The organism is Aestuariimicrobium sp. G57 (assembly GCF_050110855.1).
In the GTDB taxonomy this organism is placed as follows: Bacteria; Actinomycetota; Actinomycetes; order Propionibacteriales; family Propionibacteriaceae; genus Aestuariimicrobium.
This window is the reverse complement of the sequence record NZ_JBNINW010000003.1, coordinates 545,865-565,781: the sequence shown is the minus strand read 5'-3', so window position 1 is coordinate 565,781 and position 19,917 is coordinate 545,865. Positions and strand designations below refer to the sequence as shown.

Annotated in this window: 16 protein-coding genes; 6 read left to right on the top strand and 10 right to left on the bottom strand. The window is 68.4% G+C overall.

Translation table 11 applies throughout. The features are described from left to right. Positions 1–4: 4 nt before the first annotated feature. On the bottom strand, positions 5–1,369 hold the full coding sequence (locus tag ACQCX5_RS09675; RefSeq protein ID WP_434541818.1) for a sugar transferase: 1,365 nt from the start codon (positions 1,367–1,369) through the stop codon (positions 5–7). 228 nt (positions 1,370–1,597) lie between these two features. Between ACQCX5_RS09675 and ACQCX5_RS09670 the strand changes: the two genes are divergently transcribed. The 6 genes from ACQCX5_RS09670 to ACQCX5_RS09645 are packed head-to-tail and all read left to right on the top strand — an operon-like array spanning position 1,598 to position 9,567. Then, positions 1,598–3,187, top strand: coding sequence for a polysaccharide biosynthesis tyrosine autokinase (locus ACQCX5_RS09670; protein ID WP_434541817.1), 1,590 nt, complete (start codon positions 1,598–1,600; stop codon positions 3,185–3,187). Positions 3,188–3,223: 36 nt separating this feature from the next. After that, the gene (locus ACQCX5_RS09665; RefSeq protein ID WP_434541816.1) at positions 3,224–4,468 is read left to right on the top strand and encodes a zinc ABC transporter permease; all 1,245 of its coding nucleotides are present in this window, start codon (positions 3,224–3,226) and stop codon (positions 4,466–4,468) included. Beyond that, positions 4,465–5,517, top strand: a complete 1,053-nt coding sequence (locus tag ACQCX5_RS09660) for an NAD-dependent epimerase/dehydratase family protein (protein ID WP_434541815.1) — start codon at positions 4,465–4,467, stop codon at positions 5,515–5,517. The genes ACQCX5_RS09665 and ACQCX5_RS09660 overlap by 4 nt, the downstream gene beginning before the upstream one ends. A gap of 17 nt (positions 5,518–5,534) precedes the next feature. Continuing rightward, positions 5,535–6,536: a hypothetical protein gene (locus ACQCX5_RS09655; protein WP_434541814.1), complete on the top strand. Its 1,002-nt coding sequence runs from the start codon at positions 5,535–5,537 to the stop codon at positions 6,534–6,536. After that, positions 6,533–8,371, top strand: coding sequence for an ABC transporter ATP-binding protein (locus ACQCX5_RS09650; protein ID WP_434541813.1), 1,839 nt, complete (start codon positions 6,533–6,535; stop codon positions 8,369–8,371). Before ACQCX5_RS09655 ends, ACQCX5_RS09650 begins: the two co-directional genes overlap by 4 nt. Before the next feature lie 50 nt (positions 8,372–8,421). Beyond that, complete coding sequence (locus ACQCX5_RS09645) at positions 8,422–9,567, top strand: glycosyltransferase (RefSeq protein ID WP_434541812.1); 1,146 nt, start codon at positions 8,422–8,424, stop codon at positions 9,565–9,567. On the opposite strand, the gene ACQCX5_RS09640 is transcribed toward ACQCX5_RS09645, so the two are convergent. From ACQCX5_RS09640 to ACQCX5_RS09600, 9 genes are read right to left on the bottom strand one after another with little or no spacing between them, the layout of a single operon-like run. Next, positions 9,554–10,519: a glycosyltransferase family 2 protein gene (locus ACQCX5_RS09640; protein WP_434541811.1), complete on the bottom strand. Its 966-nt coding sequence runs from the start codon at positions 10,517–10,519 to the stop codon at positions 9,554–9,556. The two genes, ACQCX5_RS09645 and ACQCX5_RS09640, sit on opposite strands and share 14 nt — an antisense overlap. Beyond that, the gene (locus tag ACQCX5_RS09635) at positions 10,503–11,699 is read right to left on the bottom strand and encodes a glycosyltransferase (protein ID WP_434541810.1); all 1,197 of its coding nucleotides are present in this window, start codon (positions 11,697–11,699) and stop codon (positions 10,503–10,505) included. Before ACQCX5_RS09635 ends, ACQCX5_RS09640 begins: the two co-directional genes overlap by 17 nt. A 23-nt stretch (positions 11,700–11,722) precedes the next feature. Next, positions 11,723–12,640 (bottom strand): glycosyltransferase family 2 protein, encoded by a 918-nt coding sequence (locus ACQCX5_RS09630; RefSeq protein ID WP_434541809.1) that lies wholly within the window; start codon positions 12,638–12,640, stop codon positions 11,723–11,725. Further along, positions 12,637–13,578, bottom strand: coding sequence for a glycosyltransferase family 2 protein (locus ACQCX5_RS09625; protein ID WP_434541808.1), 942 nt, complete (start codon positions 13,576–13,578; stop codon positions 12,637–12,639). The genes ACQCX5_RS09630 and ACQCX5_RS09625 overlap by 4 nt, the downstream gene beginning before the upstream one ends. Further along, positions 13,575–14,687, bottom strand: a complete 1,113-nt coding sequence (locus ACQCX5_RS09620) for a glycosyltransferase (protein ID WP_434541807.1) — start codon at positions 14,685–14,687, stop codon at positions 13,575–13,577. Before ACQCX5_RS09620 ends, ACQCX5_RS09625 begins: the two co-directional genes overlap by 4 nt. Beyond that, a complete protein-coding gene (locus tag ACQCX5_RS09615) occupies positions 14,684–15,586 on the bottom strand; it encodes a glycosyltransferase family 2 protein (RefSeq protein WP_434541806.1) in 903 nt (300 codons plus the stop codon). The genes ACQCX5_RS09620 and ACQCX5_RS09615 overlap by 4 nt, the downstream gene beginning before the upstream one ends. Continuing rightward, complete coding sequence (locus ACQCX5_RS09610) at positions 15,583–16,578, bottom strand: glycosyltransferase family 4 protein (RefSeq protein ID WP_434541805.1); 996 nt, start codon at positions 16,576–16,578, stop codon at positions 15,583–15,585. Before ACQCX5_RS09610 ends, ACQCX5_RS09615 begins: the two co-directional genes overlap by 4 nt. Continuing rightward, entirely contained in the window at positions 16,578–17,669 is a 1,092-nt protein-coding gene (locus ACQCX5_RS09605) for a glycosyltransferase family 4 protein (RefSeq protein WP_434541804.1), read from the bottom strand. Before ACQCX5_RS09605 ends, ACQCX5_RS09610 begins: the two co-directional genes overlap by 1 nt. After that, the gene (locus ACQCX5_RS09600; protein WP_434541803.1) at positions 17,669–19,912 is read right to left on the bottom strand and encodes an N-acetylneuraminate synthase family protein; all 2,244 of its coding nucleotides are present in this window, start codon (positions 19,910–19,912) and stop codon (positions 17,669–17,671) included. The genes ACQCX5_RS09605 and ACQCX5_RS09600 overlap by 1 nt, the downstream gene beginning before the upstream one ends. Positions 19,913–19,917 lie beyond the last annotated feature (5 nt).

The window sequence follows — 19,917 nt, the reverse complement described above, 5'->3', positions numbered from 1 at the left end:
GGGATCAATACGCCCCGTTCGGCCTGAGCACGGCCCAGACGGTGCGCATCAGGATCGTGATGTCCTGCAGGAATGACCAGTTGTCGACGTAGTAGAGGTCAAGGCGCACCGCGTCCTCCCAGCTCAGGTCGGAGCGACCCGATACCTGCCACAGGCCCGTGATGCCGGGGCGCACGTCGAGGCGGCGCAGCACGTGGCGTTGGTACATGTCGACCTCGGCGCCCAGGGCGGGGCGGGGGCCGACCAGGCTCATGTCGCCGCGCAGCACGTTGACCAGCTGCGGCAGTTCGTCGATCGAGTAGCGGCGGATGAATCGACCCACCGCAGTGATGCGCGGGTCGTCCTTCATCTTGAACATGACCCCGTTGCCCTGGTCGCTCGCCGCCAATTTCTGCTTCAGCTGTTCGGCGTCGGGCACCATGCTGCGGAACTTCAGGCAATGGAAGACCACACCGCCGCGACCCACGCGGCGCTGGCGAAAGATCACAGGACCCCCGTCCTCGAGCTTGACCAGCAGGGCCGTCACCAGCATCAGTGGGCTGAGCAGCAGCAGCGCCAACAGTGTCGCGGTGATGTCGAAGCCGCGCTTCAGCCCTCGTCCGGCGCGTTCGGCCTGCGGTTTGGCGACGGTCATCAGGGGCACGCCGGCGATCGTCTGCAGGTCGACCCGCTGGGATGAGATCTCGGTCAGCGACGGGACGACGATCAGCGTGGCCTGCTCACGCTCGAGCTCCCTGGCGAGTTCGTTGAAATGGTTGGCACCGCGCAGCGAGCCCTCGACGAATACCACTGCCGATGCCCCCGTCGAGCGCACCGCCTGCAACACGTCGTTGGGGTTGCCCAGCACGGCGATGCCGGACGCGGGCTGGGCCTCGCCGGGGTGCACGAGGGCACCCACGAGGTCATAGCCGATCCATGGTTCACGGTCGAGCATCGCGGCGAAATGGTCGATGGCCCCCGGGTGGCCTGCGATCACCATGGGCGAGCGGAACAGGCCTCGACGCCGGGCACCGTGCAGCAGGCGCCGCATGGTGTAGCGAAGCACCAGCAGCAGTGGCAGGCCGATGATGAAGCTCAGGAAGTAGAAGGCGCGCGAGAGCGGGTAGTTCAGCAGGTAGGCGCCGATGCCGATGATCGCGGCTGTGACCAGCGTGGCGTTCAGCACGGTGCGGTACTCGCCGGTGCCGGCACCCAGGTGCTTCTGGCGGTGGGCCCCCATGAGCACCAGGGTGGCCAGCCAGACGACGATGAACAGGCCCATGGCGGGCCGCACCAGTTCATTGACATCGCTGGTGGGGCCGAAGATCGGAAAGCTGGTGCGCAGCACCAGGGCCAGCAGGGTCGAGATGCCGATTGCGAGTGTGTCCACTGCCACGAGGGCAACCTGCACGACGCGCAGACCGCGGCTGTCCGCGACCGGGCGCACCATGCGCAGCTGTCGCGACAGCTGACTGGTTGCTGATGGGGATTGGGACCGCACTGTCTTGCCACCTACACTCGAAGTCACGCACCAAGGCGGTGCGTAACAGTGTTTTGAAGTATGGCATGATCAACGGGGTCGCCATAACCCCCGCCAGCAACTTGACAGGAATCCCAGATGACTTTGTTGGATGTCGTGCGGCTGCTCCGCAAGAACATCGTCATCCTGCTCGTGGGTGCCCTGGTCGGGGTCGCGCTGGCAGCGGCCTACACGCTGACGCGCCCGAGCATCTACCAGGCACAGGCCACCGGGCTGGTCGTCGTTGCCGATACCGGATCGGTCGGGGCCGCCACCGCGGGCGACCTGCTGGCACAGCAACGCGCCGAGTCCTATGTCAACCTGGTGGGCACTCGCGCGGTGGCCGCTCGGGTCAACCAGACCGTGACCGGAAAGGGCCAGCCTGTCGGCAGCTACTGGGCCTCGAACGTGAAGGGCACATCGTTCATCCGTGTCTCGGGTTCGGGGACGACCGCAGCCTCGGCCCAGGCCACGGCTGACGCGGCGCTGGCCGCCCTGGTGGCCGAGGCGTTGCGCATGGAAACCTACGGCCAGGTGCAGACGATGGCCACCCCGCCGGCGGATGCCCAACTGCGCAGGCTCACCGGCATCCACATCCTTCCGTACGAGTCGGCCGCCCTGCCCGGGGCCCCAGCGCGCCCCAACCTGGTGCGCAACGTGCTGATCGGGCTCGTCGCCGGGCTGGTGCTGGGCGTGGCCTGGGCGTTCACCCGCCGCAAGCTCGACGTGCGGGTGCGCACGCAGCAGGACGTCGAGAACATCACGGGGCATTCGGTGCTCGGTGTCATCCCGGACGGCAAGGACCTGCGCAAGCAGCGCAAGGGCGGCGTGGAAGCGCTGTCCGGGCAGTCGGGGGAATCGCTGCGCAAGCTGCGCACCAACCTGCGTTTCGTCAATGTCGATGACCCGCTCAAGTCGTTCGTGGTCACCAGCGCCAACCCCGGTGAGGGCAAGTCGACGATCGCCTCAAACCTGGCCCGGCTCATGGCACTGTCGGGGCAGCCCGTCGTGCTGCTCGACTGTGACCTGCGCCGACCCATGCAGGCGACGGCCTTCGGCATTGATTCGACCGTGGGACTGTCGCAGGTGTTGGCCGGTGACGTCAGCGTCACCGACGCGCTCGTCAGCACCGACGTACCCGGCCTGCGGGTGCTGCCCGCAGGTCGCATCCCCCCGAACCCGAGCGAACTCGTGGGTTCGCGCAAGATGGCCGAACTCATCGCCGAATTGTCGCGCAATGCCCTGGTGATCATCGATGCGCCACCGATGCTCGCCGTCACCGACGCCTCGTTGCTCGCCCGGGCGAGTGGCGGTGCCCTGTTCGTCACGTTGACGGGCAAGACCCCGAAGGACCAGATCGCCCACTGCATGAAGCAGCTCGAGCTGGTCGGGGCGAAGATGCTCGGCACCGTGCTGAACCGCGTGCCGAAGCGCGCCATGGGCGAACTCGTCTACGGCCACAGCTACGGCTACGCCGCCAAGAGCGAGGTCTACTACGTCGACGGGGCCGGCACGTCGACGTCGAACGAGGTCATCCCGGCTGCGCCTATGTCGGTGAAGCAGGGCACGTCTGCCAAGGCTTTCGCGAAGCAGCCCCACGGTGCCAACGGTGCGACCCACGCCGGGCTGCGCGCCCGCCGCGGCGTGGTGGTCGATGACACCACCATCCACGACGCGCCGCACAACTGAGCGGTGGTGCGGTGACGTGATGCGCAGGGACTACTGATGCGGGGCGACGAGGCCGCTGCCCTGCCGACACTGCAACCGGCACGGGTGAACTCCGGGGACGAACCGACCGAGTCGTGGGGACGCTGGCTGGCCAGTGTCGTGGTCATCGACTTCCTGATCGGCTTCGCCCTGCTGTGGGACCGCTATGAACTGCCGGTGATCGGGCAACCGGCGGGCGTGCCCATCATGGCGCTCGCCGTGGGCGTGGGCGCCGCGCGACGTCCGCTGCACCGGGTGCGACGCCTCGGGTGGGTCCTGGGGGCTTTTGCCTTCATGCTCGTGTGGGCGATCGTCGTGTCGCACCTGAACGGGCTCGACTGGCTGCAGCGCAGCACCAAGATGGTGGTGCTGTTGGCCTTTGCGTTGACCATCGCTGTGGGCCGGTTGCACCTGCGCAGCCTGCTGCAGGGCCTGACCATCGCGATGGTGCTCAACATCCCCCTGTTCTATGCGGGCCTGACCCCCAACAACTACCCACCGTTCCTGACCGGCTTCTTCGGCGACAAGAACATCGCGGGCATGATGTACGCGGTCATCGGCGTGCTGGGCCTGCTGCTGCACAGGCACTGGCCCGCGAAGATTGCCCATGTGCTCGTCTTCGGGGCCGCCCTGACCTTGACGGGTTCGCGAACGTCGATGGCAGCCTTCGCGGTGGGGTTGTTGTGGTTGTGGGTGCGCAATGCGGCGCCGCTGGTCATCCGCGCAGGGGTGGCGGTCGGGGTTGTCGCGTTGTTGACCACCATCGAAGAGCAGTTCGCCCGCATCTGGTTCTTTCGCGACCGCGATGGCACCGACTGGTTCCGCGAACAGATCGACATCGCGACCGCGGCGAAGCTCGAGCTGTCGCCATGGTTCGGCAACGGTCTGAACACCGCGTTCGTGCAGATGGGGCAGCGGTTCATGTATTTCCACGACTCCTACGCCTCACTGCGCGTCGAGGGTGGGTGGGTGATGGTCGTCGTCGTGCTGGGCCTGTTCGTGCTGGTGGGCATGCACGCCCTCAACCCACGTCGCGCGACCGCCGAACAGGTGGTGACTGAAGCTGCGATCGCCGTCGTGCTCGTGTGTGCATGGAAGCTCGGTGAGGTGTTCTTCACCACCCCAGCGTTCCTGGTGCTCGGCGTTGCGATGCTGGTGCACCAGACCACGCGCATCCCGGTCAATGATCCGTTCGCGGCGTGGCGCGTCATCGACCCGGTCGTCGGGTCGCAGCGGTTGTCGCACGAAGGGTTGGCTGTATGAGGGTGCTCATCACTGGCGGGGCGGGGTTCATCGGCCAGCACCTGGCCCGTGCCCTGGTGGCTGCCGGCCACGAGTTGACGGCACTCGACAGCCTGTTGCCGCAGGTGCACGCCGATCCCGCCGCTGACCGGGACCGGTTTCCCGGTGAGGTGGTCGAGGGCGATGTGGCCGATCCAGCGGCATGGCGGTCGTTGGGGCACCACGACGCCGTCGTCCATCTCGCCGCCGAGACCGGCACTGCGCAGTCGATGTACGAACAGGAGCGCTACCGCCGGGTCAACATCGAGGGCACCCGGCTGGCGGGTGGGGCGGCCCGGCGTTGGGGTGCGCCGCTGGTGTCATTGAGTTCGCGTGCTGTCTATGGCGAGGGACGCTACCGGGAGCCCGACGGTACCACCGCGTTCGGGGCCCGCGGCGATGCCGTGGCCCAGCCTGAACCGTCCCGCGAGGACGACGACCTGATGCCGATCTCGGTATACGGCGAGACCAAGGCCGAGGCCGAAGCAGTGCTGGTCGAGGCGGCCCGCGAGGTGCCCGTAACCATCCTGCGCCCCCAGAACGTGGTCGGCCACGGGCAGGCGCTGCACAACCCCTACACCGGGGTGCTCGCCGCGTTCCTGGCCCGGCTGCGTGAGGGCAAGCCGCTGCAGGTCTACGGCGACGGCCACGAGACCCGCGACTTCGTCCACGTCAGCGACGTCGCCGCCGTCATCGCCTGGGCACTTGGACGCACCGAGGTGGGGCAACCGTTGGTGCTGAACGTCGGCACAGGGCAGCGGACGACGCTGGTCGACATTGCCCGCCACGCCATCGCCGCCAGCCCCACGGGTGGCAGCTTCGAGCATGTCGAGGTCAAGCGCGCCGGAGACATCGAGCATGCCTGCGCCGACCTGACCCGGCTGCGGGCCGTCGGTGCCCCCGAGCCGCAGGTGTCGAGCGCCGACGCGATCGCCGACTTCATCACCCGGTCGTGGGCCGAGCCCGGCGCCGATTCCACGGCCTGGGACGAGGCCCTGGCCGAACTGCGGCAGCGGGGGCTCACCCAGTGACGGCACAAGTCTGGTGCGTGACCCCTGCCTCGTCCGGCGGGTGGGGACCGGTGACGGCGTTGGCCCACTTGGTGGCCCGGTTGTGGGAAACCACCCTGGTCGAGATCCACCCGACCAGGGACTACGGGGTGCCCACCAAACTCGCCTCGATGCTGCCGCGGCTGCGCGGCCGACGCGGCCCGTTGCTTGTCATAGCGGCCCATCCCGGTGACCTGTTGGCGCTGGCCGATGCCCGCGTGCTGCTCGGCCGGTTCGACCAGGTCGGGGCGTGGGTCATCGACTCGTTCTGGGACGAGCGGATCCCGCGGTTCGCGCGTGAGCGGCGCACGATCAACCGGGTGTGGGTCACCGATGCTGAGTTGGTCGACCGCTATGCGTCGGCGATGCGCGTGCCGGCGGGGTGGGCCCCGTGGGGCTCGGACGCATTGGGGTGGCCAGGGTCGTCCGGGCGTGATGTCGACGTGTTGCGGCTCGGCCGCCAACCACAGGCCTGGGGCGATGACGATGCCAACCGGGCGCTGTTCGCCGAGCGGGGGCTCAGCTACCAGGGCACGTTCACCGGCAGCCAGACCGATGGGTTGGTGAACCAGCGTGAGGTGGTGCGCCAGCTGTCGCGCGCCAAGGTCGTGCTCGCCTCGAGCAACCTCGTCAGCCCGTCCGACTACACGCACCCGACCCGTGACTACATCACGGCACGGTTCACCGACGCGGTGACGTGCGGCACGCGGATTGCAGGGCAGTTTCCGCAGGTGCGGGCGGCCTCGCTGATTCCCGCAGCGGCCCGTGTCGAGATCGACGTCAGTTCGCGCGAGGCCGGCATTGATGCCATCGCCACCGCGGTGGCGGCGTGGACGGAGGGCGCATCCCAGCGGCTCCATTCCCATGCCTTGGCCGAGCTGGACTGGCGGCATCGCATCCGCGAGATTTCGGAGGCGCTCGACGTGACGACCCCGACCCTGACGGCAGAGCTGGCGGCCCTCGATGCGGCGATCGCCCCCGATGAAGGGGTCCCGGCATGAGGCAGGACATCCAGTTCCTGTGGGGCACGTTTGCCCGGCCGGACCAGGTCAAGCTCATCATCCTCGCGGCGGCCCAGTTTGTGCTGGCCCTGTTCGACTTGATCGGACTGGCGGCGGTGCTGCCGCTGATGCAGGTGATGCTCGGGGCTGACCTCGAGTCCGGCTACATCGGCGTGATCTACCGGGCCGTGGGCGAGCCCACGCGCACGGCGTTTGTGCTGCTGATGGCGGGCCTGATGGTGGCGGCGTTCGCACTGAAGGCCGCAGCGAGCCTGCTGTTCCAGTGGTGGAGTTCAGGGGTGATCCTGAGACTGCAGATCCAGACCTCGACCCGTCTGCTCGATGCCTACTTGAGCGAGGACTACATCTCACACCGTCGCCGGACAACAGCAGAGATGCTGCGCACCCTCGATGCCGCTGTCGCAGCGGCCCACGGCCAGGTGCTCGGCAGCCTGCTGGGGCTGCTCTCGTCCGGGCTGTCGATCCTGCTGATCCTGGGCCTGCTGCTGGCCATCACCCCCACCATCACCATCGCCGCGCTGGTCTACTTCGGGGTGGCGGTCTACCTGATCCAGCGGGTGCTGGCCCGGCGCAACACCCAGGCCGGGGAGCAGGCCGTGATGTCGTCGTGGGCCAAGAGCCTCGCGCTCATCAACGCGATCAGTGGCTTCCGCGAGGTGCGGATGCATGACGCGAAGGACGAATTCCTGACCCGGTTCCGCGAGGCCAGCGAGGTGAACGCTGCGGCCGGACGCCGGGCCCTGGTCTACAGCAGCATCCCCAAGCAAGTGCTTGAACTCACCAGCATCACCGGCATCGCGCTCATCCTGGCGCTGGTGCTGCTCTTCTACGACCCCTCCCAGATGGTGCCAACGCTGACGGTGTTCGTCGCGGCCACGGTTCGGCTGCTTCCTGTCATGAGCGGGCTCACCACGACATTGGGCACCATCCGCAGCGGTCGCGCGGGCCTGCGGTTGGCGGTCGGTGAACTGCAGCGACTGCCCGAGCAGCAATCGGCTGTCACCGGGTCCGCACACCGGGCGCTGGGTGGGCAGGCATCCGCGACGCCCAGCACCCTCGAGGTGCAGGCGGTGTCCTTCCGCTACCCCGATGGCAACCACGACGTGCTGCGCGACATCAACCTGGTGGTGCCGCCGGGAACGTCGCTGGCGCTGTGTGGGTCGAGCGGGTCGGGCAAGACCACCTTGGTCGACATCATGCTCGGCCTCATCCCGATCACGCGCGGCACCGTCACCTACGGCGGTGAGTCGATTGACGACCTGGACGCGGAGTGGCGCGCGCAGGTGGCGTATGTGCCGCAGGATGTCTTCGTCATCAATGACACCCTGGCCGCCAACATCGCGTTCGGGGAATCGCCGCAGCACCGCGATGAGGCCCGGATTCGCGACTGCCTCGAACGCGCCCGATTGGGCGACGTGCTCGCTGACCTGCCTGAGGGCCTCGACTCACTGCTCGGTGAGCGCGGTTCACGGCTGTCGGGTGGCCAGCGGCAGCGGATTGGTATCGCCCGGGCGCTGTACCGCAGGCCCAGCGTCATCGTGCTGGACGAGGCCACCTCGGCCCTCGACAACGAAACCGAAGACCAGATATCGCGCACGATCCACGACCTCAATGGCCAGATCACGGCCATCATCGTGGCCCACCGGCTCTCCACCGTGCGGCACGTCGATCAACTGGCCTTCCTCGAGGACGGCCGGGTGACGGGGCTGGGCACGTTCACTGAGGTCCGGGACGCGAACGCCTCGTTTGCCCGGATGGTCGAACTGGGGCGTCTGGACGATGATGCCGTGCCGAGCGGGACACCTGCCGCATGATCCCTGACTGGCCAGCAGGGGTTCGCCGAGTGGTGTTTGTGGCCCCACGGGTGCCTGAGACCAGCGGCGGTGCCACGTGGGTCGAGAACATGTCGGTGGCGCTGGTCTCGCGCGGCATCGCCGTGGAGCACATCTCGCTGGTGCCGGGTACTCGTCAGCCGGGGTTCTCGACATTCGTCGCGAACCCCCGTGAGCAGTTGCATTCGGGGCCTGCGCTGCGCTCGCGTGCCGACGAAGGCTCACGCCGGTGGTGGCGGGTTCCCGCCGCGGTGCCGGTGGTGATGTTCAAGCGCGGTGACCGGTGGTGGCTGCGCCGTCGGTTGCGGCGTCAACTCGACGGTTACGGTGGCGACACCGTACTGGTGTTCACCCATGTCAAACCGAAGAAGGTGGTCGACGAGTGCGGTTGGCGCCCGGGTGCCGACGGTCCGATTCTCGTCGGCATGCACCACTCACAGTTCGAGGCGATCGACATCGAGGCCTGGTTGCGTCCCGCGATCGTGCGCCACTATGCCGACCTCGACGGTTTCGTCGCACTGACAGTCGAGGACGCCGACAAGTTCGCTCCGCTGCTGCCACAGGTGCGCTGCGTCGGCATCGGCAACCCCTATGGCCCGACACACGTGGCGCCACGACGCCAGTCCGTGCGGCGATCCCGCACGGCCGTGGCCCTGGCCCGACTGTCGGGTGAGAAGCAACTCGACGTCATGGTGCGCTGCTTCGTCCAAGCGGTGCGGTCCGCACCCGAGTTGTCCGGGTGGCAGTTGCACATCCACGGCGAAGGGCCGGAACGGGAGGTGCTCGAGCACATGGTGGCCGATCTGGCTGCTGGGACGATCGTCCGCCTGCCCGGCCGTAGCGACGATGTTGACGCAGTGCTCGCTGATGCAGGGCTGCACCTGCTCAGCTCGGCATACGAGGGTTTCGGGATGTCGATCCTGGAAGCAGCCCGCGCAGGGGTTCCCACCGTGGCATTCGATGTGTCACCCGGAGTGCGGACGCTGGTCGGTGCCGGGGGGTGGCTTGTTCCCCCCGGTGACAAGGACGCTTACACATCCGCCCTTGTCCAGGCAATGCGTTCGGACGAGGATCGCGGCCCACGGGGTGACGAGGCGCAGGTGCAGGCGGACCGATTCTCTCCGGAGTCAATCCTCGCCGAGTGGGCGCAGTTCCTGGCGCTGCTCAGCGCCGTCTGAGTGTTGCGGCGACCCTGGTCAGCCGTGAGAGCACCGCCGGTTGCTTTCGTACTCCTAGGCGGATCAGCGCGGCCCGAAGCCGCAGGTTGGCCGCGTCCCGCCCCTGTGAGGCCGATTCAAGAGCGGCAAGCGCCACGTCAGTGTGCCGCCCCGAGGCCCACAACCGGATCGCCAATGGGGGCAACGCATGTCTCAGGTATGCATCGCCCTCGCTGCTCACGCCGAACTGCTTGGTCCAGATCCCCACCCGCGCCGCGAGGAAGTCAGGATCCTCATCGCGGAAGCGTGTGGAACCGAGGGACGTCGACAACTCGCGGAAAGACACCAACGGCTCATCGACGGCAACGAAGCGGTGCCCCGCAGCGAGGCGCAGCAGCAGGTCATAGTCCTCGAAGAACCACCGTTCGTCGTACCCGCCAACCTCGCGCACGAACGCCGTGTTCATCAGCAGCGACGCGGCCGGCAGCCAGTCCCTGCGCAGCAATTCGGTGTGCAGATGCCCTGACAACTGCTCGGGCCAGGCATGCATGGTGCGGTAGTCGGGGGTGAGCTCTGCGCCAAATTCATCGATGCGTGTGGCGTTCGAGTACACGACGGCTGCCTGCGAGCCGTCGCGCACCCATGCCTGCACCTGCTTTTCGAGCCGTCGCGGTGCCATGACGTCGTCCCCGGAGATGTAGGCATACAGCGGGGTCTGCACCGTGTTGAGCGCTTCGTTCAGGGTGCGGCACAGGCCGCGGTTCTGGACGTGGGCGATCAGTTCGAGGTCGGGACTGTGCGCGATTCGCCATGCCCGCACCTGGTCGGCGCAGCCGTCGGATGAGGCATCGTCCATCACCAGCACACGATGGGGCTGAAGGGTCTGGACGTGGATCGAATCGAGTGTTTCGGCCACGAAGGGCGCATGGTTGTAGGTGACAAGGATCACCGTGACTTCAGGAAGCGTTCCCATACTGACCCTTCCGCCCGAGGATCACGGCAATTCGATTGCCGAATGCTTCCGGCGAGAATTCCTCTGCCCGTCGTTGGCAACGTGCCGCGAGGGCGTCGCGCTGGTCTGCAGGCATGGAGATGATGCGCCGAGTCTCGCCCTCCAACTGCATCGTGGTGGTCCACCGTCCGGCCCCGTCGACCGGCAGCACCACCTCCCATGGGCCTGCGGTGTCGATGACCACAGGGATGGCACCTGCGCTCATGGCCTCGACAGTGGTGATGCCGAAATGTTCCTGGGTTTCGGGCCGGTCCTCGAGCGATTCCCCGTAACCCTGGGCATGCCAATAGATCTGTCCCGAGGAGTACAACTGTTGCAGGTTGTCGAATGGCAGGTTGGGGTGGAACGTGACCGGCGCCTTTCCCGCAGCGCGGCGCAGATCGTCCAGGTAGGCCTGGCTCGCGTCCGGGCATGCCCCGGCCACGTGCAGTTCCCAACCCTCGGCGTGCAGGTCGGTCATGGCGGCGAAGGTGTCGACCAGCACGTCCAGACGCTTGTTTGGCACGCCCGGGACGGGGGGCTCGAACCGGCCGACCGTCACGATGCGCCTCTGCTTCGGTACTCCCGGGACGAGCATCGAGGCACAAGGCGGCGGCACGATCACAGGCTCGACTCCCCAGCGCTTGCGGACATGGTCAGCGGTGAACTCGGAGTTGGCGACGACCTGGTCATAGGTGTCCAGGAAGGACGGCGCACGGGTCACCAGAACCCGCTGCAACCAACCCATGACGGACATGAACAAGCCCCGCGCAGCCGGGGTGTACCGGATGCGCAGAGGGTGTGGAAAATGGCACACGTAGACGTTCTGCCTGCTGCCAAGCCCGGGCAGTTCGGCCCGGTACAGGCAATTGACCATGACGCTCGGGTTCAGGTGCGCGACCGCATGTCGCCAGCCCAACAGCTCAACCAGGTCGAAAACCGATTGGGGCGCCCGGCGCAACCACCCTGGCGGTGTGGGCACATCAGCGACCTCGATACCGGTCATGTCGATGCCGAACTGGCGGGCAATCTCATCGCGGGTCGCGCCGTCGCTGGCGATCACGACCCGTGGATGGCCGAGGGCGCGCAGGGCTGCGGCGAGCCCGACGGCATACCGTTCGGCCCCGCCCCCACTGGCCAAGCCGGGCATGAAGATGACCATTGGTCCCGCGTGCGCGCCGGCGTTCACCTGTCCAGCCCTGCCCGGAACCCAGCCATCGCCCCAGCCTCGACCGACAGGGCCACCAGTTTGCGTCCCACTGGTCGTGGCAGAACTGGCAGCGCGGCGTCGACCAGCCCGGTGGTCGCGTCCAGCAGCGACGGCGTCAGTGCCCCGGCCCACCCCCGGACGAGGCGGTTCCAGGCCGAGTCGTCCGCCGGCACCGCGGCGCCACTCGAACCAGCCCCATGGATCCACTCGAACCTCGCCCGGGCGCTGCCGGAATCCCACGCCCGGCGGGCCCTGATGCGAGTCGTCACCGAGGCCATGTGGTGCCGCACGTTCGCGCCCTCCACCAGTTCGATGGGCACCCCCAGCTGGGCGAGCCGGTAGCCGAAGTCGAGGTCCTCCCAGCCATAGCCGCGGTACCGGTCGTCGTAGCCGCCGACCGCGTCGAAGTCGGCGCGGGTGCATGAGACATTGCCGCCCCACAGCCGCCAGCGGTCACCGGCGGGCGTCGTCCGGGCCGATTCGCGGCCGGTTTGGTCGGCCCACGTGCCGTAGGCGCGCATGTAGGCGTTGTCGGGTGCCACGTTGATCGGCAGCCCGACCACGCCGACCCGTCCCTGGGTATGGGGGGCGACGTGCGCGGCGATGTGGCCGGGCGCCAGTTCGAAGTCGTCGTCCGCACGAATCAGCACGTCACCGGACGCAGCCGCGAACCCGGTGTTCAGGGCCGTGACCCGGCCGCGGTTCTCGGGCAGCACGATGCAGCGCACGGGCAGGTGGTCGTACTCGGCCACGACCGCCTCGGAATTGTCGATGTCGCCGTCGATGACGACGATGGCCTCCCAGTCGGGGTGGGTCTGGGCTGCGAGCGAGTTGAGCAGCAGCGGCAACCGGGCTGCGCCGCCGCGCGTGGGGATGACGACGGAGGCCTTCATCGTCCGGGCACCTCCTCAACGTGCGGGACGGGGTCATCGGCGCCGACCCGGATGGGCTCACGCTCGTACCGGGCGCGCAGCAGTTCGAGTTCTGCGACGACGTGCGCCCAGCGGGTGACGACGTAGCGGGCCTTCGCGCGGTCCGCGGGCAGCCCGCCACCGCGCAGCGCCCTGGGGGTTTGGACGAGGGTCCGCACCGCCGCTCGCCAGCCGATCCGCCCCGCGAACCGTTGGGGGTGGCGGTGCCACATGATCGTCTCGGCCTTGCCAGAAAGGTAGACCTTGCGCAGCACCCGACGCAGCCCCGTGGTGCGGCGGAACCACAGGAGCATATCCTCGTCGCCGACGAACGTCAGTCCGGCGTCGTTGGCGCGCAGGGCGAACTCGCTGTCGTCGCAGCCGTACGGTGGCAGCGACTCGTCGAAGCCGCCGACGGCGAAGTATGCGTCGCGGTCGACCGCGAAATTGCAGCCGATGAACAGCACGGCCTGCCAGCCCCGGATGATGCCACCCGGGTTGATCTTCGGCGCGTCGGGGTCCTGCACGGGCTCCTGCAGCTCGCGGTTCAACCCGGCGACCACTTGACCCTCGGCACTGGCCGAGACGGCCGCCGACAACCAGCCCGGGCTGGCCAGGTCGTCGCAGTCACAGAACACCAGCAGTCGCCCGCGGGCGGCCAGCGCACCGGCGTTGCGGGCATGACAGATGCCGGCCCGGGCCGTGGCGTCGGCGATGCGTACGGGCACGTCGGTGCCCCGGGCGAACTCGCGGACGATGTCATTGGTGGCGTCGGTCGAACCATTGTCGGCGATCACGATCTCCCACGTGCCGGTGAAGTCCTGGGCGGCGAGGGCGTCGAGCTGCCCGCGGATCCACTCGGCACCGTTGCGCACCGGCATCACCACCGACGCGTCGAGCGTGCCCCGAGCGCCGGTCATGTGCTGCCCCCTGCGATCTGGTCGACGATGCCCCGAATACTGGCAGCGAAAGCCTCGGGTGTGAAGTGCTGCGCCTGGGCCAGCACCATGTTCCGGTCGAGGGGCAGGCGGGCGAGACGACGCACAGCGGCGGCGATGTCATCTGCCGTGGGGGCGTCGAAGAACCAACCGCTGACGCCCTCGACGACCGTGTCGAGGTAGCCACCGGCCCGCAGCGCCAGGGCCGGCACGCCGAAGCTGAACCCCTCGACGGGGGTCAGCCCGAAGTCCTCATGGCTGGGCGCGATCACGGCCCTGGCCCCGGCATAGGCGGTGCGCAGCTGGGCATCGGTGATGCCTTCGACCAACCGCACATTCACCGGCAGGTCGGCCGCCAGGCGGTCACGCAGTGGGCCGCTGCCCACCACCAGCAGCCGCTCGTCGGGCAGCTGGCGAAAGGCGTCGATCGCGGCGTCCACGTTCTTGTAGGGCAGCAGGCGGCTGACGAGCAAGTGGTGGTCGGGCCAACCGTCGAGGGCGGGCAAGGGCTCCTGGATTGCGGACGGGTCAAGGGCGGCGGGTGGTGGCACCACGGTTGCCTCGATGCCATAGACGTCGCGGATGCGCCGCTGCACCACCCTTGAATTGCACAGGTAGACCGCGGCCTGGTGAGCGGCGCGCTGGTCCCAGCGCACCAGCCACGGCCGCAGCGCCATCAGCCCCCAGCCGGTCGGGGTGCGCCACCAGTCGGTGCCCAAGTAGTCATCGACCAGGTACAGGAACCGGGCGGGGGAGTGGCAATAGACGACCTTCGGGGCACTGGTGGCGATGCCGTGGGCGAACCCGGTCGTCGAGACCACCACCACCTCCGTCGACGGGTCGACGGGCGCCCGGTCGAACGCGGCACCGAAGAACGGCAGCGCCCACCGGAAGGCGCGCCGGAACAGCCCGACGCGGTTCAGCGGCGAGGTGACCACTCGCACCCCCCTGAACTCGGGGTAGGTCTCGTCGGGGTCGTACAACGACGTGTACAGGTCGGCGCCGGGGAACACCTGGGTGAGCACGAGCGCCACCCGCTCGGCACCACCGCGCTGGGTCAGGTAGTCATGGGCGAGGGCGACGCGGGTCATGGCGTCATCGCCTCGGGATCGAGCAGACGCGGCTCGGACGGATATCGGCCCAGCCGGATCTCGCATGTGGCTACCAGTCGTCCCCACCGGGTGACGACTTCGCGCGCGATCCGCCGAGGGCTGCGCGATGGCCCCCGGAAGACATCGACTGGTAGCCGCAGCACTTGGCTGGCTGCCCAGTGCACACCGGTTCCTGCCGCCATCCGGGGATACCGGTGCCAGAGCACGGTCTCTGCCTTCGCGGACAGGAAGACCTTGCGGAGCAGGCGCCGATTTTGGGCGGGCAGACGGTAATGCACGAGCATTTGCTGCGAGCCGTTCAGCCGCAGCCCCCGTGCATGCAGACGGATGGCGAACTCGGTGTCCTCGAATCCATACGGAGGAAGGGACTCGTCGAACCCGCCGAGGGACAGGTAGTCGCTGCGCCAGATCGCGAAGTTGCTCGACATCAGTGTGCGCATGGTCGCGGCTTGGATGAATCCGTCCGGGTACAGGATCGGTGCATCGGGGTCCTGGGGAGTGCTGAGAGGCTTGAGAATTCCGGCAAGCACCTCGCACTGCTGAGCCTCCGCTGCCCCGGACACCCAGCCGCTGTCCACCCTGTCATCGCAGTCACAGAAGGCGAGCACGACCCCCGTTGAGGCGCGTGCGCCGACGTTGCGTGCATGAGATGCGCCCGCTCGCGCACTCGCGTCGACCAGGCGAACAGGCATGGCGGCGGTCCGGGCGAAGGCTTCAACAATTCTCCGTGTCGCGTCGGTCGACCCGTTGTCCGCGACCACCACCTCCCAGCTGCCGGAATACTCCTGGCGTGCCAGCGCCCGCAGCTGCTCTTGGATGGTGCCCGCCCCGTTGCGCACGGGCATGACCACGCTGACGCTCGCTTCGATCGGATTCATGAATGCACGCCCAGGGCAGAGTTCACGGCAGCGCCCACCCGGTCCCAGCTGAACTGTGCCGCGCGTTCCGGCCCCGCCGTCGCCAACCTGGCCCGCAGCCCCGCGTCGCCCAGCGCAGCCTCGATACCTGCCGTGATCGACGCGACGTCGTCCGGCACGACCGCCACTCCCGCGTCCGCGACCACCTCGGCCAGCGCCGTGGTGCCCGACGCGACCACCGGCACACCACACGCCATGCCCTCCAGCGCCGGCAGCCCGAACCCCTCATACAGTGACGGGATCGCCACCGCCGCCGCGCCGCGGTACCAGGCCGGCAGGTCGGCCTCGGGCACCCGGCCCAGGAACCGCAGCCGACCGGCGCTGCCCTGCCGTTCGGCCAATGCCAGCAATGCGTCGTCCGGGTCGCCCGTGAGCGCGAGGGTGACGTCGGGCACCCGCGACATCGCCAGCACCAGCCGGGTCAGGTTCTTGTGCGGTTTGTGGTTGCCGACATGCAGCACGTACGGGCCCCACGACGGCACGGCCGTGCGCCCATGGGGCGCATAGGCGGCATCGACGCCGTTGCCGACCACCGTGATCCGCTCCGCGGGGACGCCCGCCCACTCTGCGATGCGGTCGCGGCTGAACCGACTGACGGTCAGCACCGCGCCCGCCTCGCGCCGGACCGCGCGGCGCACGACCTGGTCGTAATAGTCCGACTTGGCGCGGGACTGCTCAGCGGGCACATCGAGGTGGATCAGGTCGTGAACCGTGAACGCATGGGTGCCGCGCCAGCTCAGGCAGGGCGTGAAGCCGGGGCTGAAGTACGTCACCCCGCGCTCCCGGCCACGAGCGGTCACGTGGGGCAGCACCTCGGACGCCGCCAGCCCCCGCAGCGACACCGGGTGGGCGCCCGCGACGTCAACGACCTGCCCCGGCAGGCGGCGGCGCACCTCTGCGGCGAACCTGCCGATGCCGTGCGGGCCGGCCCAACGCGTGTCGAAGACCAGCATCAGCCCAGCACCTGCGCGTACTTGGCCGTGATCCGGGCGCACATCTGCGCCACGGTCGGCACCGAGTCGGGCAGCGTCGGTCGCCGGTCGACCAGCTCCGCCTGCTCGATGGCGATCTCGGCGAAGCCCGGCACATCATCGAAGTCGGCGATGCAGCGTTCGGGCAGCATCTCGGGATTGCCACCGATCGGGCTGGCGGCGACCCCCAGGCCGTGGGCCATGGCATCGAGCAGTGTGTAGCTGAAGTTGTCACTCAGCGAGGGCTGCAACACGACGTCGTGGCTTGCCAGTGCCTCGTTGGCGTCGACGAACCCGGGAAAGCTCACGGCCTCGTCGATGCGCAGCGCTGCTGCCAGGCGCTTGAGCACCCATTGGTGGTCACCCGTGCCGGCGACGGTCAGCCGGGCTTGTGGCACGTCACGCACGATCCGTGAGAAGGCCCGCAGCGTCATTTCGATGTTCTTCTCGGGCGAGAGCCTCGCCAGCGACAGGAACCGGTAGCCGGGCTCGCGCCGTGGCGGGTTCGCCGGTCGGTCGACGCCGTTGTGGATCACCGTGACCTCGCGGCCGGGGCGCCAGTACGTCAGCATGTCCTGCTTCGTCGACTCGCTCACCGCGACCAGCCCGTGGAACCGTTTGAGCCGCCAGTGGTGGATGGTCTCCATGGTCTTGGCCCGTGCCCACGTCTTGTGGAACATGTACCGGTTCGGCGGGATGTGGTGCTCGGTCGAGACCAGCTTCGGGTGGGCGCCGGTCGCGGTGCCGGGCGCCGCCATCGCGGCCAGCAGGTCGGCGCGGGCGAGATGGGTGTGCACCAGCGTCGGTCGTACGTCGTGGACCGCGTGGCGCAGGGCGGCCACCGCCCGCCGCACCGGCACCCCAGGTTCGATCGCCAACGGGATCGGCGTCGCCCCGAGCGCACGCAGTTCGTCCAGCAACGGTCCTTCGGGGGCGGCGACGGTCAGGGTCCAGCCCGGCAGCCCGGCGTGGGCCACGTCGATGACATGCCTGGCCACCCCGGCCAGGTTCGAGACGGGGACGATCCACAGCGCATGCGGGCTCTCGCCGGTGTGGGGCCGCCGATGTGGCATCAGAACCACTTCTCCAAGCGGTCCAGTGCTGTCCAGAAGCCCTCGCCGTTGTTGGTGTGGCCCATCCAGATCTCGGGGATGAACCCGACACCGGGCGCCAACTCGTCCAGCTGGGTCGCGAGCACCGGCCAGTCGACCTCACCCTCGCCGATCTGCGGACCCTCGCCGTCGACACCCTCGGCGTCGACGATGTGCAGGTGCTCGGTGTGCGGGGCCAGCGCGGTGACGTATTCGCTGAACGGGCGCCGGTGGTAGTTCGCGGCCAGCTTCGAGTGCGAGACGTCCAGCGTCAGCCGCTGGCCATACTGCACGGCGAAGTCGATCGTGTCCTCAAGCCCCATGAACAGGTTGTGGTACTGCTGGCCGCCCATCAGCCAGGGGTAGGGCGGCAGCGTCTGGGCGGTGAGCCGCACCTCGCTGGTGTCGAGGCGCTCGAGCGCTGCGGCGATGCGCGCATACATCGCCGGGCGTTCGGCGGGGGCGATGAAACCGTCCGCGGTGAAGCCGCCCATGGTGGCAATGACGATCGGCGCTTCATCGATCGTGAAGTACGCCGTGAGGCGGCGGGTGATGTCGATGACCTTCTGGGTCTCGGCGATGGAGCGCTGCCAGACGGCGTCATCAGGGCTGGCGAGGTTGACGATGAAGTCCCCCGCGTACAGGTCGGGCAGGTGCACGGTGAACCCGAACGGCAGCCGCTCGCTGAACACCTCGTCGATGTCGAGTTCGACGTCCTTGTACGACATGTGGAACTCGATGAAGTCGGGGTTCGACTGCTCGACCAGCGCGGCGTAGTCGTGGTAGCGCACCGGCAGGCCCCATGGCCGGCGGAAGGTGTACGGACGGCCACGCGAGGCCTGGTCGGTCAGGTCGCGGGGATAGAAGAAGTCGCCGGACTCGACCACGCGCTGGGCCGTGCGGCCCACCAGTTCGTCCAGGTGGTTCGGCTGCAGCCCCCGACCCGGCGATTTCACGTCGACGTCGCCGCGCGTGATCACCTCGCCGACCTCGATACGGCGGGTGGCCACCAGCGACTTGGCCAGGTTCACCCGGTTCATCGACTCACCCGTCGAGACGGTGCGGGCCGTGCCGCTGCCCAGCGCCTCTTCGAGTTCGCGCACCCGGGCCACCATCTGGGCGAACTCATGCGGCAGCAGCGACACCTTGTGGTCATTGCCCTCGAGTGAGCGGTCGGTGGTGAAGTGCTTCTCGATGATGCGCGCACCCATCGCCACCGCAGCCAGCGGCACGTGGAACCCGCGCTCATGGCCCGAATAGCCCACGGGGGTGCCGGCGATCTCGGCCAGGCGGGGCAGGTAGCGCAGGTTGATGTCCTTGAACGGGGCGGGGTAGGTCGACTGGCAGTGCAGCATCGCGAACGGTGATCCCGAGGCGCGCAGCAGGTCGGCCGCCTGGATGATCTCGTCCTCGGTGCTCATGCCCGTCGAGACGATCATCGGCAGCCCGGTGGCGAACATTTCGGCGAGCAGGGTGTGGTTGGTCATGTCTGCCGAGGCGACCTTCAGCCCCGGCACCCCGTAGTCGGCCAGCACCTTGACGCTGGGGGCGTCCCACGGGGTGCACAGCACATCGAGGTCGAGCGAGCGGGCGTGGTCGAATACCGCGACCATCTTGTCGGCGGGCAGTGAGTACTTCGCCAGCAGGTTCAGCGTGTACTGCGCGCCCAGGTCTTCACCCGCCGACGCGGCACCGGCCTGCCGATAGGTGGCATCGAGGTCACGCAACTGGAACTTCACAATGTCGGCGCCCGCGTCGGCGGCAAGGTCGACGAGTTCTCTGGCGAAAGCCACGTCACCCTGGTGGTTGTTGCCGATTTCGGCGATCAGCAAGGTGGGGTCATCGGACGAAACCCGGTGGCGGCCGATCTGGAAGACCCGCCGGTCGTTGCTCGCGACCGCCACGACCCGGCCGGCGTCGTCCAGCAGGGGCACGTGGGTCACCGCGCCGCTGATGAGACGAGCGATGTCGGCGTGGTCGTCGGCCAACCGGGCGCGCACGGCGGCGGTGTTCGCGGCTCGGCCACACGGTGCATCGAGTGATGCGGACTCGGCCGCGATCAGCCAGCGCCGGATGTCGCCGTCGGACAGCGACCCGACCAGGTGGCCACGCCCGTCCACGACGAACGCGATGCGCGACTGGTTCGCATCAATGCGGCGCAGGGCAGCGAGGATTGGCTCGGTCTCGACGATCACGAACGGTGCCACATGACGATCGATGATCATGTCCA